Source organism: Kitasatospora sp. NPDC056446, from assembly GCF_042796115.1.
Classification (GTDB): domain Bacteria; phylum Actinomycetota; class Actinomycetes; order Streptomycetales; family Streptomycetaceae; genus Kitasatospora.
In genome coordinates this window covers 71,394-87,079 of record NZ_JBHTRF010000022.1, presented here as the reverse complement: position 1 = coordinate 87,079, position 15,686 = coordinate 71,394, and the positions used below count along the sequence as shown (strand labels likewise).

Genomic DNA, 15,686 nt, shown 5'->3' with positions numbered 1-15,686 from the left:
TTCTGCCCAGAGCATGCAGCCGTTCCATGCCGGCCACCCTCGGAGGAGAGTGGCCGGCATGAGACTTCTCCTGCTGGGTGGAACCAAGTTCGTCGGACGGGTCGTCGCCGAGGAGGCGTTGGCCCGGGGCTGGGAGGTGACGGCCCTCAACCGCGGCACGCAGCCCGCGCCGGAGGGCGTCCGGATGCTGACGGGCGACCGTACGGCCGCGGACGGCCTCGCGGCGCTCGGCGCGCAGGAGTGGGACGCGGTGGTGGACACCTGGTCCTGGGCCCCGGCGGCGGTGCGCGACAGCGCCCGCGCGCTGGACGGCCGGGTCGGCCACTACGCCTACGTCTCCAGCCGGTCGGTGTACGAGTACCCGCTGGTCGCGGGCGCCGCCGAGGCGGCCCCGACGGTGGCCTCCTCGCCGGACCCGGCCGGCGAGGTGCCCTACGCCGAGGCCAAGCGCGGCGCCGAGCTGGCCCTGGAGGCTCGGTTCGGCGGCCGGGCCCTGCTGGTGCGCGCCGGACTGGTCCTCGGCCCGTACGAGAACATCGGCCGGCTGCCCTGGTGGCTCGACCGGATCGCCCGGGGCGGCCCGGTGCTCGCCCCCGGCCCGCGCGGGCTGGCGCTCCAGTACATCGACGTCCGCGACCTCGCGGCCTGGACCCTGGACGCCGTGGCCGCCCGCCTCGGCGGCCCGTACAACGTGGTCAGCCCGTCCGGGCACGCCACCATGGGGGAGCTGCTGGAGGCCTGCGTACGGGCCACCGGTTCGGACGCCGACCTGCGCTGGACCGAGCCCGAGCGGATCCTGGCGGCGGGCGTCGAGCCGTGGACCGAACTGCCGGTCTGGCTGCCGCCGGGCGAGCTGTACGAGTTCCTGCACACCGGCTCGGTCGAGCGCGCGGTCGGCGCCGGGCTGCGCTGCCGCCCGGTCGAGGAGACGGTCGAGGACACCTGGGCCTGGCTGCGGGCGATCGGCGGCACCGCCCCGCAGCGGGCCGACCGGCCGGCGGTCGGGCTCGACCCCGAGCGTGAGGCGGCGCTGCTCAGGGGGTGAGTCCGCCCTCCGGGCCCGGGAGCCGGTCCCGGCCGTCGCCGGCTCCGGCCGCTGTCAGCTCCGGCCGCCGTCAGCTCCGGCCGTCGATCAGCTCCCCGTACGCCTGGACGAGGTCCGGCAGCCGCAGGGTGGCCAGGTCCTCCCGGCCCGGCGGCTCGCGCAGCAGCGACAGCCGCAGGTCCCGGTAGGCGCAGGACTTCTCGTACAGGGTGCGGATGAACCGGCCGTTGCCCAGTTCGTCGATCCAGCCCTCGCGGACGACGTGGGTGCAGATGCTGGCCAGTTCCTCGGCGGCGTCCTCGTCCCAGCCGTCGCCGTCCCGGCCGGCCAAGGCGGCGCCGATCGCGGTCAGCTCGCCCGGGCGGTAGCTGGGGAAGTCGACCCGGGTGGTGAAGCGGGAGTTGAGGCCGGGGTTGGTGGCGAGCAGCCGGTTCATGCCCTCGGGGTAGCCGGCCAGGATCACCACCAGCCGGTCCCGGTTGTCCTCGGCGCGCTTGAGCAGCACCTGGAGGGCCTCGTCGCCGTACGCGTCGCCCTTGGTGTAGCCGGAGTTGGAGAGGCTGTACGCCTCGTCGATGAACAGCACGCCGTCCAGCGCGGAGTCGATCAGGTCGTTCGCCTTGACCGCGGTCTGGCCGAGGAACTCGCCGACCAGGTCGGCGCGTTGGGCTTCCACCAGGTGGTCGCCGGAGAGCAGGCCGAGGGCGTGGAAGACCCGGCCGAGGATCCGGGCCACGGTGGTCTTGCCGGTGCCGGAGGGGCCGGAGAAGACGAAGTGACGCTTCGGCGGCTGGACCGGCAGGCCCTGCGCGGCCCGCAGCCGCGACATCCTCAACTGGGCGGACAGCGCCCGTACCTGGCGCTTGACCGGCTCCATGCCGACCATCAGCGACAGCTCGGCCAGGGCGGCGTCCAGCTCGCGCTCGTCGCCGTCCGGCCGGGGCGCGGGCGCACCGGCGGCCCGGGACTGCGCCTGGCCCCGGGAGGGCGGCGGCGACGCGGCGGGGCCGGCCGGGGCGCCCGAGCCGGAGCGCTCCCCGGCGGCCTGCGGGGCGCCGCCGGGGGGCCCGTCGACCGGGCCGCCGTCGACCAGGGCGCCCTCCGGCAGGGCGCCCTCGGGCAGCGCTCCGCCCAGCAGGGGCCCGTCCACCAGGCCGGCGTCCATCGAGGGCACTCCGCCCGGCATCCCGCCCGGAACCCCGCCCGACAGGCCGCTCGGCAGGCCACCGCCCGCCGGCCCGCCGCTCAGCACACCGTCGCCGGCGACGGTCGCGCCGCCGGCCCCGGCTCCGAAGCCGTCCCCGAACCCCTGGCCCACGGCGAACCCGTCGTCGTCCAGGAAGCCCGCCTCGATGCCCGCCCCGCCGCCGGCCCCGGCGCCCTCGGCCCCGCCCGGGCGCCCGCCCGTCAGCAGTCCGTCGGTCAGTCCGTCGGAGAGTCCGTCCGCGAGCCCGTCCTCGGCCGAGATGGCCGTCAGCCGCGCCGCGGTGTCCATGAACGCCGGGTCCGCCCGGTGCACCGCCCGGTAGAGCGGGAGCGCCGCCGCGCTGCGCCCGGCGCCCTCGTAGGCCCGCGCGAGCCAGTAGCGCAGCTCCTTGCGCTGCGGCTGCTCGGAGCGGCAGCGCGCGAGCGAGGCGGCCAGCGGGGCCTGCGCCTGCGCGCACATGTCCAGCCGTACCCGTGCCATGCCGGCGAACAGTCCGGCCTCGATGCCGAGCAGCGGGTCGTCCAGCAGCCGGTCGGTGTCCCGGATCAGCTGCTCCCAGTCCTTGAGGAGGTAGGAGCGGCAGGCGTACAGGAAGCGGGCGGACGGGTCCTCGCTGGGCGCCGGACACTGCTCCAACGCCCGGTCCAGCTCGGCCAGGTGGCGGCCGTCCAGCCAGTGCGAGGCGTGCGCCAGCGCGAGGTCGCGGGCGTCCTCCAGGACGGGCTGCACCCACCAGCCCAGCCAGTACCAGGAGCCGAGCGGCCGCCGGTGCAGCCGCCGCTGCTCGCCGAAGCGCTTCTGGTGGCGGTACATCGCGAGCAGCGCCGCCGAGGTGTCGCTGCGCAGTGCGTGCAGGCCGAGCCAGGCGTCGGCCATGCCGGGGTCCAGCCGGACGGCCGCGCGGAACTCCTCCTCGGCCCGGGCGTACGCGCCGGCCGTGTAGGCGTCCATGGCGCGCAGCCAGGCCCGGTCGGCGAGTCGGTCCGGGCCGCCCGCCGTGCTGTCGGAACTGTCCACCGTCGTCACTCACGCCCCCCGCGGTGTGGCCCGGGGCTCGGCCGGCGCGTCGCTGGTGCACACCCTGGCCGGTGGTCGTCGAGCCCCCTGCGGCGCATGTGCGCCTGCCAGGAATCGTACCGGCGCCGGGCTGATCCGGAAGGGTGCCGAACGGGGTCAAATGCGATCGCGCGAGCGGCCGTTGAGCGGTCCGGGGCCGGAACGGGCGGCCGGGGAGCGAGATTCGGAAAGGGACCGGACGGCGCCCCCGGCTCACGGGGGAACAAGCCGGGGACGCCGGGTCCGAGGCGGCCGGAAGCTTTCGTTCCGGCGGCTGTGGAGAACCTAAGTCCTGGCGATGTCGCAGGTCAAGGCACTAGTTGAAGGTTCACCCACGGTGCCCGGCGCGATCCTGCCGGTCACCCCGTCGACCCGCGTCGCGGCGTACGGACGGCTCGGGTCGGCGGCGAAATGCGCCGATTCGGCCCGGGCCCAGCCCGCCCAGAACTCGGCCAGATCAGGACCGTCCCGCTCCTCGCCGCGCCGACGGGCCGCGTCCGCCTCCAGCTCCATCCAGACCACCCGGGCCAGCCACGGCCGCACCGCCCGCCGGCCCGCCCCGACCCCCTCCACCAGCACCACCGGGGCGACCGGTACCGCGGCCGTTCCCGCGAAGCGCCGCAGCGTCCAGTCGTACACCCGGTAGGAGGCGTCCCGGCCGGCCGCCAGCGGCTCCAGCACCTGCTCGCGCAGCCGCCCGGTCCAGCCGAAGGGCTCGTCGTGGGTGGCCAGGTCGTCGAGGTGGACCACCGGGGCCCCGCCCAGCGCCGCCGCCAGCCGCCCGGCGAAGGTCGTCTTGCCGGAGCCCGCGTGCCCGTCCACCGCGACCAGCCGCACCGGCCCGCAGGAGGGCGGGAGGGCGCGCAGCTCCGCCGCGAGGGCGTCCGGACCGTCGCCGGGGGCGGGCCGAGCACAGGAGCGGAGGGTTTCGGAAGCAGCCACAACGTCAACCCTACGGTGCCGTATCCCACCACTGCGGACAGTTCATCTGTGCAGGTCGTGACGGCAGCGCGGGTTTCGGGCATACTCGCTTCGCCACGACTGTGAACGGCCGTTCACCGCAACCCGGTGCCGGTCGGTCCGACCAGCCGCACCCGCGCCGGACCCGCCGACACCTCGGTCCGGCGCCCGATCGAGGAGGCGACCGCCGCCATGACCCCCTCCCCTGTGAAAGCCGTGGAGCGCCAGCTGCCCAGTGAGGAGGCCCGCGAGCTGCTGAGCCTCACCCGGGACCTGGTCGAGCGGGAGCTGCGTCCTCGCGCGGCGGAGGACGAAGCCGCCGACCGCTTCCCGCGGGACGTCTTCCGCACCCTCGGCGAGGCCGGTCTGCTCTCCCTCCCGTACGACGAGAAGTACGGCGGCGGCGAGCAGCCCTACGAGGTGTACCTCCAGGTGCTGGAGGAGCTCGCGTCCGGCTGGCTCGCCGTCGGCCTCGGGGTCAGCGTGCACACCCTGTCCTGCCACGCGCTGGCCGGCTTCGGCACCGACCGGCAGCGCGACGCGTGGCTGCCCGGCATGCTCTCCGGCGAGCAGCTCGGCGCCTACTGCCTGTCCGAGCCGCAGTCCGGCTCCGACGCGGCCGCGCTGCGCACCCGCGCCGACCTGGACGGCGACGCGTACGTCGTGAACGGCACCAAGGCGTGGATCACCCACGGCGGGCAGGCCGACTTCTACAGCGCCCTGGTGCGTACCGGCGGCGAGGGCGCCAAGGGCATCAGCTGCCTGCTGGTCCCCGGCACCCAGCAGGGCCTCTCCGCGGCCCCGCCGGAACACAAGATGGGCATGCGCTCCTCACCGACCGCCCAGCTGCACTTCGACGGCGCCCGGGTCCCGAGCGAGCGGCTGATCGGGGAGGAGGGGCAGGGCTTCCAGATCGCGCTCGCCGCGCTGGACTCCGGCCGGCTCGGCATCGCCGCCTGCGCGATAGGCGTCGCCCAGGCCGCGCTCGACCTCGCGGTCGACTACGCGGGCACCCGGCGCCAGTTCGGCCGCCCGATCGCCGACTTCCAGGGCCTGTCCTTCATGCTCGCCGACATGGCCACCCAGATCGAGGCCGGGCGCGCGCTGTACCTGTCCGCCGCGCGGCTGAAGGACGCGGGCCGGCCGTTCTCCAAGGAGGCGGCGATGGCCAAGCTGTTCTGTACCGACGCCGTGATGCGGGTGACCACCGACGCCGTGCAGGTGCTCGGCGGCTACGGCTACACCCAGGACTTCCCGGCCGAGCGCTACATGCGCGAGGCGAAGGTCCTGCAGATCGTCGAGGGCACCAACCAGATCCAGCGCCTGGTGATCGGCCGCCACCTCACCAAGTGACCCCCGGGCGTCCGGCGCCCCCTCACACGGCCTCCGGCCGTCACTCCAGGGTGCGGAGTGACGGCCGGAGGCGTTCCGGTCGAAGCTTCGACCCGCCGGCGCGGTGGGGGAGTTCAGCGCCGGACGAGCCGGCGGCGCTGCTCCGGGATGGCGCACAGCGCGGCGACCGTCGGAGCCGAGGCGATCGCGGGCAGCGCCGGGCTCACCGCCGCCATCCGCACCGGGCAGTGCGCCACCGCGTGCGAGAACGGCTGGGTCCGCCAGTCCAGCCCGTTCGGGAGCTTGAACAGCGCCTCGAACCCGGCCGGTTCGGCGTCCTCGGGCTCGTCCACCTCCGCCAGGTCGTCCGTCGGGGCGCCCGAGCCGGGGCAGATCGCGGGGGCGAAGGGGTTCCAGGCGGTCGGCAGCAGGGCGTGCTGCGGCAGCCGCTCCTCGTCCGCCACCAGGGCGATCGGGCGGCGGCACTCGGGGCAGTTGACCCGGAAGATGTCCCAGGTCTCGGCGTCGCCGGGGTCGGTGCCCGGCGCGTGGTCGACCGCGAGGCCGTCGCGGCCGGTCGGATCGTCGGTGTCGTCGGTCTCGTCGGCGCCCAGCACGCGCTGGTCAGTAGCAGGCATGAGGATCCCCCTAGGATCGGGCCCGGCGGTCGTCCAGGGCCACAACCAGCACTTCCCTGTGATCCGGACTCATAATCCTGCGGTGTTGTGCACCGCGATGCACCGGGTGTGTCCTTGGCCACACCGCTTGCCACATTCACCCGGCATGTGCCCGTCCGACACCTGCGATCTCTCCCCGTGCCACCTCGTGCGCCCCCCGTGCGCCCGACCGGGTAGGTTTGCCGACTGTGGAGGATCTCGACCAACGCATTGTCCAGCTGCTCCTGGAGGACGGCCGGATGAGCTACACGGACCTGGGCAAGGCCACCGGCCTGTCCACCTCGGCGGTGCACCAGCGCGTGCGCCGCCTCGAACAGCGCGGGGTGATCCGCGGCTACACGGCGATCGTCGACCCCGACGCCGTCGACCTGGCACTGACCGCGTTCATCTCGGTCAAGCCCTTCGACCCCAGCGCCCCGGACGACACCCCCGAGCGCCTGGCCGGCCTGCCCGAGATCGAGGCCTGCCACAGCGTCGCCGGCGACGAGAACTACATCCTCAAGGTCCGCGTGGGCGCCCCCGGCGACCTGGAGGACCTGCTCGCCCGCATCCGCAGCGCGGCCGGGGTGTCCACCCGCACCACCGTCGTCCTGTCCACCCCGTACGAGGCACGGCCCCCGAAGCTCTGAGCCCGGACCGGTGGGGTGCAGACTTGGCCGCATGACCGAACGCACCCTCCCTTCCTGCCCGCCCTCGGGCGGGAAGGGCCCCCGGACCGTCCTGCTGCGCGGCGGCGCCGTCTACAGCCCCGCCGACCCCTTCGCCACCGCGATGCTCGTGGAGGGCGAGCACATCGCCTGGGTCGGCAGCGACGGCGCCGCCGAGGCGTACGCCGCGACCGCCGACGAGATCGTCGAGCTGGGCGGCGCCCTGGTCACCCCCGCCTTCGTGGACGCCCACGTGCACGCCACCGCCACCGGCCTGGCGCTCACCGGCCTCGACCTCACCGGCAGCCCCTCGCTGGCCGCCGCCCTGGAGGCCGTCACCGCCTTCGTCGACGCGCGGTCCGAGCCCGGCGGGGTGCTGATCGGCCACGGCTGGGACGAGAGCGGCTGGCCGGAGGGCCGCCCGCCCACGCTCGCCGAACTCGACGCCGCCGCCCGGGGCGCGGCGCTCTACCTCTCCCGCACCGACGTGCACTCGGCACTCGCCACCACCGCGCTGCGCACCCTCGCCGAGGGCCTCGCCGGGCGGCCCGGGTACGACCCCGAGGGCCCGCTCACCAAGGACGCCCACCACGCGGTCCGGCGGACCGCGCTCGCCCGCCTCACCCCCGAGCAGCGCCGCCACGCCCAGCGCGCCACCCTGGCCCGCGCGGCCGAGCTCGGCATCGGCGCACTGCACGAGTGCGCCGGTCCGGAGATCTCCTCGGAGCAGGACCTGGCCGCTCTGCTGGCCCTGGCCGCCGACGGCGACGGGCCCGAAGTCTTCGGCTACTGGGGCGAGTTGGGCGGGATCGAGACGGCCCGCCGAGTGGGCGCGGCGGGCGTCGGCGGCGACCTCTTCGTGGACGGCGCGATCGGCTCGCACACCGCCTGCCTGCACACCCCGTACGCCGACGCCGAGCACACCGGCACCGCCTACCTGACCGCCGAGCAGGTCGCCGACCACGTCGCCGCCTGCACCGAGGCCGGACTCCAGGCCGGCTTCCACGCCATCGGCGACGCGGCCGTCACCGCCGTGATCGAGGGCGTCCGGGCGGCCGGGGAACGGGTCGGCACCGGCCGGGTCAAGGCCCTGCGCCACCGCGTCGAGCACGCCGAGGCACTGGACGAGGCGTCGGTGTCCGCCTTCGCCGAACTCGGCCTCACCGCCTCCGTGCAGCCCGCCTTCGACGCCGCTTGGGGCGGCCCGGACGGCATGTACGTCCAGCGCCTCGGGGCCGAGCGGGCCGCCGCCCTCAACCCCTTCGCGGCGCTGCTGCGCGCGGGCGTCCCGCTGGCCTTCGGCTCCGACGCCCCGGTCACCCCGCTCGACCCGTGGGGCACCGTCCGCGCGGCGGCCTTCCACCGGACCCTGGACCACCGGATCTCGGTCCGCGCCGCCTTCACCGCCCACACCCGCGGCGGCTGGCGGGCGATCGGCCGCGACCAGGACGGAGTGCTGGTGCCCGGCGCGGTCGCCAGCTACGCGGTCTGGGCCGCCGGGGAACTGGTCGTCCAGGCCCCCGACTCCCGGGTGGCCGGCTGGTCCACCGACCCGCGCTCGGGCACGCCCGGCCTGCCCGACCTCACCCCCGGCCACCCGCTGCCGACCTGCCTGCGCACGGTGGTCCGCGGCCGCACCGTGCACCTGAGGTGACCGCCGCCCGCCGGCGGTAAAACAGGTGAGACGGCCGGTCACCGGCCGTAGGTTGATCACCATGACCGCCGACCCGCTGGTACCCGCCGACTTCACCGTCCCGCGCGAGCTGCTCGCCCCGGAGTTCCGCCTGGAGCCCCTGGGCGAGCAGCACAATGCCTCCGACCACGCCGCCTGGACCGACAGCATCGGGCACATCCGCGCCACCCCCGGCTTCGTCGGCGGGAACTGGCCGCCCACCGACGGGATGCCGGCCGAGCGCAACCTCGCCGACCTGCGCCGCCACGCCGCCGACTTCGAGGGCCGCCGGGGCTTCACCTACACCGTCCTGGAGCCGGCCGGGGACGAGGTGATCGGCTGCGTCTACATCTACCCGGACCGCGAGGATCCGTCGGTGGCCGCCGTCAGCTCCTGGGTCCGGGCCGACCGCGCCCACCTGGACGCCCCGCTGTACCGCGCGGTCTCCGCCTGGCTCACCGGGCACTGGCCGCTCGGCCCGGTCCGCTACGCCGAGCGCTGACCACCCGAGCGCTGACCACCCGGGGGAGGCCCTCGCACCCTCACCTCACGTCCCACGGACCTTCCGGGGTACCTTCTTCGCACAGCGTCCGAACAGCAAGCCCCAGGAAGATGGTGCGCCGGTGGCCATTCCCGTCACCCAGGAGCGGTCGGAGACCGCGCCCGAGCCACAGGAACCGGCCCCCCGCCCGGGCCGCGGCGCCCTCGTCCTCGCCAGGATCCGCACCGGACTGCCCCGGACCGGCCTCGCGGCCCTGGCCGGCCTGCTGCTCGCCGCCGCCTTCCCGCCCTACGACCTCTGGCCGCTGTCGCTGCTCGGCGTCGCCGCGCTCTCGCTGCTCACCGTGGGCCGCACCTTCCGCCAGGGCCTGTGGACGGGCTTCGCCTTCGGCCTGCCGTTCTTCCTGATGCTGCTCAGCTGGCTGCGGGTGGTCGGCTGGGACGCCACCGTCGGCCTGTCCGTCGTCGAGGCGCTGTTCCTCGCCCTGCTCGGCGGCGGGCTGGCCCTCACCTCCCGGCTGCCCGCCTGGCCGCTCTGGGCGGCCTGCCTGTGGATCACCCAGGAGTGGGCCCGCGACCGGCTGCCGCTCGGCGGCTTCCCCTGGGGCAGGCTCGCCTTCGCCAACACCGCGACCCCGTACACCCCGTTGGCCGCGCTCGGCGGCGCGCCGCTGGTGACCTTCGCGGTCGCGCTCTCCGGCGCGCTGCTGGCCTGGGCCGCGCTGCGCCTGCGCGGGCCGGGCAAGGCCCCGAAGGCCGCCGCCCTGGCCGCGCTCGGGGCGGTGGCCGCGCTGCTGGCCGGCTACCTCGTCCCGGTGCCGACCGCCGCCGCGGACACCGTGAAGGTGGCCATCGTCCAGGGCAACGTGCCCAACCCGGGCATGGACTTCCTGGGCCGCCCGATGATGGTCCTCAACAACCACGCCGCGGCGACCGAGCGCCTCGCCGCCGACATCGAGGCCGGCAAGGTCGAGCGCCCCGACGTCGTGATCTGGCCGGAGAACTCCTCCGACCTCGACCCGTTCAGCGACCCGCTGGCCCGTCAGCGCATCGACGAGGCCGTGCGGGCGATCGGCGTGCCGACCCTGGTCGGCACCCTGGTGGACGGCCCGGACGCCCAGCACGTCCAGAACGAGGGCATCGTCTGGGACCCGAAGACCGGCCCCGGCGCCTCCTACACCAAGCAGCACCCCGTCCCGTTCGGCGAGTACGTGCCCTTCCGCGCCCAGCTGATGAAGGTGATCACCCGCCTCCAGCGGGTCGCCCGGGACTTCTACCCCGGCGACCACAACGGCGTCATGCAGCTCGGACCGGCCCGGATCGGCGACGTCATCTGCTTCGAGGTGGCCTACGACGAGATCGTCCGCGACACCGTGGACAGCGGCGCCCGGGTCCTGGTCGTCCAGACCAACAACGCGACCTACGCCAAGACCGGCCAGCCCGAGCAGCAGCTCGCGATGAGCCGGCTGCGGGCCGTCGAGCACGGCCGGGCGGTGCTGATCGCCGCCACCAGCGGCATCAGCGCGGTGATCGCCCCGGACGGCACCGTCGAGCAGCGCACCGAGGAGCTGACCCCGGCCGAGCTGTCGGCGACCGTCCCGCTGCGCGACGGCACCACGGTGGCCGACCGGGTCGGTGCCGTCCCGGAGTGGACCCTGGCCGTCGGCGGCCTGCTGGCCTGCGGCGCCGCGCTGCTGGTCGGACGCCGGAGGAAGCCCGCCGCCGGAACACCGGCGCGGCCGGAACCGTTGGACCAGGTGGTGCCGTAGCCGGCCCGGACCTCCCGTGCGGCGCGCCGAGCACCGCTGGGAGTGGATCAGTACCGTGACGCAGCAAGCTACCCCCACCCGTCCGGCCCCGCGCGGAAGGCTCCGCCGGGTCCTGCCGCTGCTGATGACCGCCTGGCTGGTACTGGAGATCTGGCTGCTGGTCCAGGTCGGCTCGTGGCTGGGCGGCCTCACCGTCCTGCTGCTGCTGGTCGCGGGCGCGCTGATCGGCGGCTCGCTGATCAAGCGGGCCGGGATGAAGGCGCTGTCGGCGGCGATCGAGCAGAGCAAGAACCCGCAGTCCGAGCAGCCGCAGACCGGCACCAGCATGACGGTGCTGGCGGGCCTGCTGCTGATCGTCCCGGGCTTCCTGTCGGACCTGGTGGCCCTGACCCTGCTGTTCCCGCCCACCCGGGCGCTGTGGCGGGCGGCCGGGCGCCGGGTCGCCGACAAGGCGCTGCGCAGCACCGCCACGGCCGGGGCCGCCCCGTTCGCGGACGCGGTGCGGCTCCAGGAGCAGCTGCGCATCCACCGCCCGGACGGCAAGGTGATCCAGGGCGAGGTCGTCGAGCCGGAGGCCGGCCCGCGCGGCCCGCAGGGCCCGGACACCGGCTACCGCCCGCCGATCTCCGGCTGACCCGGCCGGGGCCCCGCGCGGGCCCCGGCAGCCCTCCGCCCGTGCGGCCCCGGCGGCCCCCGGTCCCGACGGCCCCCGGCGGCCCCAGCCCGGGGCCGCTTCGGAGGGACCGGCCCCGGCCGACCGGGAACGGACAACGCGAAAGGGACCCTGGAAACCAGGGTCCCTTTTCGCGTCCTCCCGCTCGCGGCGGGAGCGAGGTCAGGCGCTCTTACGGGTGTCTCGCGGGTGTACCGCGAGGTTCATCCCGCCGGAGCGGAGCACGGCCAGCCGTTCGGCCAGCACCTCCTCCAACTCCTCGCGCGTCCGGCGCTCCATCAGCATGTCCCAATGGGTGCGCGTGGGCTTGGTCTTCTTCTCTTCCGGCTCGTCGCCGTTGAGAAGCATCGCCTCCTGGCCACAGAAACGGCATTCCCAGGTCGCGGGGATCTCCGCCTCGACCGAGAAAGGAACCTCGAATCGGTGTCCGTTCTGACATGCGTACTCGACGGTCTGGCGGGGAGCCAGATCGATACCGCGGTCGGTCTCGTAGCTAGTGGCCCCGAGTCGCGTGCCGCGGAGAGCTCGCTCGCTCATGAATCGTGCCTCCCGGGCTTATGGCCCACAGGACTAGTGGTCGCTGTTCTTCGTCGTTCGGTCAACGCTCGGCTTCCGACGAAGATTCCCGTCCCGGGACATGCGTCGTCTGTAGTGCCGCCCCTGTTTGTACCCACCTGCGCCCGATTTGTCACATCTGGCCGGTGATATCACTCCAGGTGTCACCCATTTCACATCTGGTGATCGTGCGGACTTTCTGTGACGAGCGTACCGGGGCGGCTTCCGGCGGCCCGCGCCGACCCCGGTCCGGAGCCCGGAGCGGGCTCAGGGGCGGGGTCAGGAGATCGGGCGCGAGCGGATCAGCGGCTCGCCCTTGGCGAGGTCGACCGGGCGGGCCGGGTCGACCGGCGCGACCAGCGGGGGGCGCTCCGGGCGGGGCGGGACGGCCGCCGCCTCGGTCCGGCTGTCGCGGTGCGGCAGGAGCGCGATCACCGCTTCCCGCAGCCGCGCCGGGGCCTCCTCGTCCAGCGGGTCGACGGTGGCGGGCACCTGGAGCCGGACCGGGGTGCCGTTGCCGATCCGGGCGTAGCCGCGGCCGACCGGGGCGTGCGCGGCCGGCACGATGTCCAGCGGCGCGCCGAGGGCGGCGCGGCTCTCGTCCGGGCCGGCCGGGCCGAGCACGACGCGGGCCCGGGTGGTGGCGCGGACGGTCGGGGAGATCCGGTCCAGGGCCTCGATGTCGTCGGCGACCACCACGGTGACCCGGGCGGCCCGGCCGTGCCGCAGCGGCAGCTCCAGAAGGTCCTGCGGGTCGGGCCGGCCCTCGGCCTGGGCGAGCTCGCTCAGTTCGGTCGGGTGGTCCAGCAGCAGCCACAGCGGCCGGGTGACGTCCTCGGGCGGGGCGGAGCCCGCGTGCCGGGCGGCGTTGAGCGCGGTGAGCCGGCGGTCGGTCTCCTGGACGGTCCACTCCAGCGCGGCCAGCGCGCCGTGCAGGCTGGTCTCCACGGTGTGCACGCCGGGCCGGTTCACCAGGCAGGCGTGCTCCCCGGTGCCGGCGCCGTCGACCACCACCAGGTCGGCGTACGGGAGGGCCTGCAGCGCGATCGAGCGGAGCAGGCCGGAGCCGCCGTAGCCGGTGACGCCGAGCGCCAGCAGGTGCGGCTCGGAGGAGCGCGGCCCGGTGCGCCAGACCACCGGCGGCCGCTGGACGGTCGTGCCGCCCTCGGCGACCGGGATGGTCCGGGCGGTGCCGTCCTCGTCGGTGAAGCCCAGCACGATCTCGCCGGGCGCGGCCACGAAGCGCTGGGCGGCGACGTCGGTGGGCAGCGGGGCCAGTGCGGCGATCCGCAGCCGGTTGGACTCCTCGTCCCAGTCGAAGCGGTACTCCCGGGCCCGGCCGGCCTTGCCCTGGACGACCTGCTCGATCCGGGCCCGGGCGGCCGGCTCGGTGTCGGTGAAGTACGCGGGGTAGCTCAGCTCCAGCCGGGAGAGCCGGCCCTCACCGTCGAACTCCCAGGAGCCGAAGGCGCTCTTGTGGCTGCCCTCGAAGTGGTACAGCGGGTTGGGGTCCTCGGGGCCGCACAGGTAGGGCGTCAGCGCGGCGTACAGGGCGCTCAGCTTGGTGTCGGCGACGTCCGGGGCGGGCGGGGCGGGCGCGGCCCTGGGCGCCCGCCCGGCCCACGCGGCGCTGGCCATCAGGGCGACCAGGGCGAACAGCAGGCCGTGCGGCAGCAGGTAGATGCCGACGAGCATCGCGGCGGCCAGGAAAAGCGTCGGGCCGCGGCGCTCCTTGGGGGTGGCCTGCCAGCGGTCCTTGGCCCAGGCCGTGTGGTGGCGCATGCCGCGGCCGATGACGGAGAGCGGGGCGAACATGTCGGAGGCGTGGTCCCCGGCGGTCCGGGCGATCTCGCGGCCCTTGCTGAGGTGGCGGTGGAGCGGCATTCCTTGACTCCCCGGGCGAGTGGGACGGGCGGGACGGGTGCGGGTGCGCGGTGGGGTACGACGGGGCCCGGGGCGGTGGGATCCGCGCCCGGGCCGGTACGGCAGGGGAGTGGCGGCGGCTAGAACTTGATGCCGCCGAGCAGGCTCGCGAGGCTGGCGCCGCCCGCGGTGATGCTCGGGGCGATCGACGAGCCGGCGATGTAGAAGCCGAGCAGGGCGCAGACGATGGCGTGGGAGACCTTTAGTCCGTCCCGGCGGAAGAAGAGAAAGGCGATGGTGCCGAACAGGACGATGCCGGAAATCGAGAGGATCACGATCCGCTCCTCGGGAGGGGGGACAAGCGGGGGTGTTACGGAAAGTGCATTAATCGTGACAAAAAGTAATAGATGATGGAACGGTGCAAATGGGTGGTTGTGCCGCTCGATACCGATCCGTAGGCCGGACGGCGGTATGCGAACCGGCCGGGGTGGGGGCCGGTCGCCACGGGGATTCGGTGTGCCGAGGCATTCCCCGGAAGCGGGCGGGAAGTTTCCGGGGGGTCCCGGAAGTTCGCTCGAATGGCTGCGCGACCGGTGCGGCCGTGTGTCGACCGGGGCACGGGCCGTCATCCGGATCACGGACACCGGGTGGCCCGCTCCGGCACCGGCCGCTACCGTGCCCTGGGCGCAGCCCGCGACCACCCGACGAACCGACCGGAAAGGCCGCCCGCCATGACCGACGCCACCAGCCAGCAGCCCGCCGACGCCCCCGACGCCGAGGTGATCGCCCTGGCCGGGAAGCTCTTCGACGCCGCCCGCGCCGGGGACACCGACACCCTGGCCGCCTACCTGGACGCCGGGGCCCCGGCCGACCTCACCAACGACCGCGGCGACACCCTGGTGATGCTCGCCGCCTACCACGGCCACGCCGCCACCGTCGAGGTGCTGCTCCGGCACGGCGCCGACCCGGACCTCGCCAACGACCGGGGCCAGACCCCGCTGGCCGGCGCCGTCTTCAAGGGCGCCGAGGACGTGCTCGCCGCCCTGCTGGCCGGCGGCGCCGACCCGCAGGCCGGCACCCCGAGCGCCCTGGACACCGCCCGGATGTTCGGCAAGGAGGACCTGGTCGCCCGGTTCGAGGTCCGCTGAACGGGGACCGTAGGCTTCCGACCATGGACAACACCGCCACCCAGGACACCGGCACCCAGGACACCGGCACCGTCGAGTTCCGCGTCACCGGCTACGCCCACCCCGACGCCCAGGCCCTGTCGGCGGAGGTGCAGCAGGAGTACGTCCGGCGCTACGGCGACCCCGACTTCACCGAGATGCGCCCCGAGCACTTCGAGGCCCCGGCCGGGCTGTTCCTGATCGCCTACCTGGACGGCCGCCCGGTCGCCTGCGGCGGCTGGCGGGCCAAGCAGGCCGGCCCGGACGGGCTGCGCGACGGCGACGCCGAGCTGAAGCGGATGTTCGTGATCCCCGAGGCCCGCGGCCGCGGCCTGGCCCGGGGCGTGCTGCGCCGCCTGGAGCAGACCGCGGTCGAGGCCGGGCGCACCCGGTTCGTCCTGGAGACCGGCACCGAGCAGCCCGAGGCGATCGCGCTCTACGAGTCCGAGGGCTACACGGCGGTCCGGAAGTTCGGCTTCTACAAGGACCACCCGCTGAGCGTCTGCCTCGGCAAGGAGCTCGTCCCGGCGGTCTGAAGGCCCGCCCCGCCGGGTAGGCTCCGG

General features: G+C 75.0%; 15 protein-coding genes. 9 read left to right on the top strand and 6 right to left on the bottom strand.

Features of this window, described 5'->3' with window-relative positions; all coding sequences use genetic code 11:
* The first annotated feature begins 58 nt into the window (after positions 1-58).
* Positions 59-1,045, top strand: coding sequence for an NAD-dependent epimerase/dehydratase family protein (locus ACFQ6N_RS16485; RefSeq protein WP_380649683.1), 987 nt, complete (start codon positions 59-61; stop codon positions 1,043-1,045).
* A 70-nt stretch (positions 1,046-1,115) separates the two neighbouring features.
* On the opposite strand, the gene ACFQ6N_RS16480 is transcribed toward ACFQ6N_RS16485, so the two are convergent.
* Both ACFQ6N_RS16480 and ACFQ6N_RS16475 read right to left on the bottom strand, forming a co-directional pair.
* Positions 1,116-3,203: an AAA family ATPase gene (locus ACFQ6N_RS16480; RefSeq protein ID WP_380649720.1), complete on the bottom strand. Its 2,088-nt coding sequence runs from the start codon at positions 3,201-3,203 to the stop codon at positions 1,116-1,118.
* A 390-nt stretch (positions 3,204-3,593) separates the two neighbouring features.
* Complete coding sequence (locus ACFQ6N_RS16475; RefSeq protein WP_380649682.1) at positions 3,594-4,250, bottom strand: uridine kinase; 657 nt, start codon at positions 4,248-4,250, stop codon at positions 3,594-3,596.
* A gap of 210 nt (positions 4,251-4,460) precedes the next feature.
* Here ACFQ6N_RS16475 and ACFQ6N_RS16470 point away from each other — a divergent pair, with 210 nt between their 5' ends.
* Positions 4,461-5,621: an acyl-CoA dehydrogenase family protein gene (locus tag ACFQ6N_RS16470; RefSeq protein ID WP_380649681.1), complete on the top strand. Its 1,161-nt coding sequence runs from the start codon at positions 4,461-4,463 to the stop codon at positions 5,619-5,621.
* 113 nt (positions 5,622-5,734) lie between these two features.
* On the opposite strand, the gene ACFQ6N_RS16465 is transcribed toward ACFQ6N_RS16470, so the two are convergent.
* The gene (locus ACFQ6N_RS16465; protein ID WP_380649680.1) at positions 5,735-6,238 is read right to left on the bottom strand and encodes a hypothetical protein; all 504 of its coding nucleotides are present in this window, start codon (positions 6,236-6,238) and stop codon (positions 5,735-5,737) included.
* A gap of 227 nt (positions 6,239-6,465) precedes the next feature.
* On the opposite strand from ACFQ6N_RS16465, the gene ACFQ6N_RS16460 reads away from it, so the two are divergent.
* From ACFQ6N_RS16460 to fxsA, 5 genes are all read left to right on the top strand, one after another.
* Positions 6,466-6,906: an Lrp/AsnC family transcriptional regulator gene (locus tag ACFQ6N_RS16460; RefSeq protein ID WP_350524989.1), complete on the top strand. Its 441-nt coding sequence runs from the start codon at positions 6,466-6,468 to the stop codon at positions 6,904-6,906.
* Positions 6,907-6,937: 31 nt separating this feature from the next.
* A complete protein-coding gene (locus ACFQ6N_RS16455) occupies positions 6,938-8,578 on the top strand; it encodes an amidohydrolase (RefSeq protein WP_380649679.1) in 1,641 nt (546 codons plus the stop codon).
* A 61-nt stretch (positions 8,579-8,639) separates the two neighbouring features.
* Complete coding sequence (locus tag ACFQ6N_RS16450) at positions 8,640-9,098, top strand: N-acetyltransferase (RefSeq protein ID WP_380649678.1); 459 nt, start codon at positions 8,640-8,642, stop codon at positions 9,096-9,098.
* Between the two features lie 127 nt (positions 9,099-9,225).
* Entirely contained in the window at positions 9,226-10,866 is a 1,641-nt protein-coding gene (gene lnt / locus ACFQ6N_RS16445; protein ID WP_380649719.1) for an apolipoprotein N-acyltransferase, read from the top strand.
* A gap of 55 nt (positions 10,867-10,921) precedes the next feature.
* A complete protein-coding gene (fxsA, locus tag ACFQ6N_RS16440; RefSeq protein WP_380649676.1) occupies positions 10,922-11,500 on the top strand; it encodes an FxsA family membrane protein in 579 nt (192 codons plus the stop codon).
* 201 nt (positions 11,501-11,701) lie between these two features.
* Here the strand turns inward: fxsA and ACFQ6N_RS16435 are convergent, their stop codons facing one another.
* From ACFQ6N_RS16435 to ACFQ6N_RS16425, 3 genes are all read right to left on the bottom strand, one after another.
* Positions 11,702-12,076: an RNA polymerase-binding protein RbpA gene (locus ACFQ6N_RS16435; RefSeq protein WP_380649675.1), complete on the bottom strand. Its 375-nt coding sequence runs from the start codon at positions 12,074-12,076 to the stop codon at positions 11,702-11,704.
* Positions 12,077-12,373: 297 nt separating this feature from the next.
* Positions 12,374-13,978 (bottom strand): hypothetical protein, encoded by a 1,605-nt coding sequence (locus tag ACFQ6N_RS16430; RefSeq protein WP_380649674.1) that lies wholly within the window; start codon positions 13,976-13,978, stop codon positions 12,374-12,376.
* Positions 13,979-14,097: 119 nt separating this feature from the next.
* Positions 14,098-14,292: a hypothetical protein gene (locus ACFQ6N_RS16425; protein WP_148646425.1), complete on the bottom strand. Its 195-nt coding sequence runs from the start codon at positions 14,290-14,292 to the stop codon at positions 14,098-14,100.
* Positions 14,293-14,688: 396 nt separating this feature from the next.
* Between ACFQ6N_RS16425 and ACFQ6N_RS16420 the strand changes: the two genes are divergently transcribed.
* Complete coding sequence (locus ACFQ6N_RS16420) at positions 14,689-15,105, top strand: ankyrin repeat domain-containing protein (protein ID WP_380649672.1); 417 nt, start codon at positions 14,689-14,691, stop codon at positions 15,103-15,105.
* 23 nt (positions 15,106-15,128) lie between these two features.
* Positions 15,129-15,659 carry a GNAT family N-acetyltransferase gene (locus ACFQ6N_RS16415; RefSeq protein ID WP_380649671.1) on the top strand — a complete coding sequence of 177 codons (531 nt, stop codon included), beginning with the start codon at positions 15,129-15,131 and terminating at the stop codon, positions 15,657-15,659.
* Positions 15,660-15,686: the final 27 nt, after the last annotated feature.

Excerpts from the sequence above, each read along its gene's own strand:
- ACFQ6N_RS16455 (WP_380649679.1), top strand. The coding sequence starts at position 6,938 with ATGACCGAACGCACCCTCCCTTCCTGCCCGCCCTCGGGCGGGAAGGGC.
- ACFQ6N_RS16465 (WP_380649680.1), bottom strand. The coding sequence starts at position 6,238 with ATGCCTGCTACTGACCAGCGCGTGCTGGGCGCCGACGAGACCGACGAC.
- ACFQ6N_RS16485 (WP_380649683.1), top strand. The coding sequence starts at position 59 with ATGAGACTTCTCCTGCTGGGTGGAACCAAGTTCGTCGGACGGGTCGTC.
- ACFQ6N_RS16480 (WP_380649720.1), bottom strand. The coding sequence starts at position 3,203 with ATGGACGCCTACACGGCCGGCGCGTACGCCCGGGCCGAGGAGGAGTTC.
- ACFQ6N_RS16450 (WP_380649678.1), top strand. The coding sequence starts at position 8,640 with ATGACCGCCGACCCGCTGGTACCCGCCGACTTCACCGTCCCGCGCGAG.
- ACFQ6N_RS16430 (WP_380649674.1), bottom strand. The coding sequence starts at position 13,978 with ATGCCGCTCCACCGCCACCTCAGCAAGGGCCGCGAGATCGCCCGGACC.
- ACFQ6N_RS16435 (WP_380649675.1), bottom strand. The coding sequence starts at position 12,076 with ATGAGCGAGCGAGCTCTCCGCGGCACGCGACTCGGGGCCACTAGCTAC.
- ACFQ6N_RS16415 (WP_380649671.1), top strand. The coding sequence starts at position 15,129 with ATGGACAACACCGCCACCCAGGACACCGGCACCCAGGACACCGGCACC.
- ACFQ6N_RS16420 (WP_380649672.1), top strand. The coding sequence starts at position 14,689 with ATGACCGACGCCACCAGCCAGCAGCCCGCCGACGCCCCCGACGCCGAG.
- ACFQ6N_RS16470 (WP_380649681.1), top strand. The coding sequence starts at position 4,461 with ATGACCCCCTCCCCTGTGAAAGCCGTGGAGCGCCAGCTGCCCAGTGAG.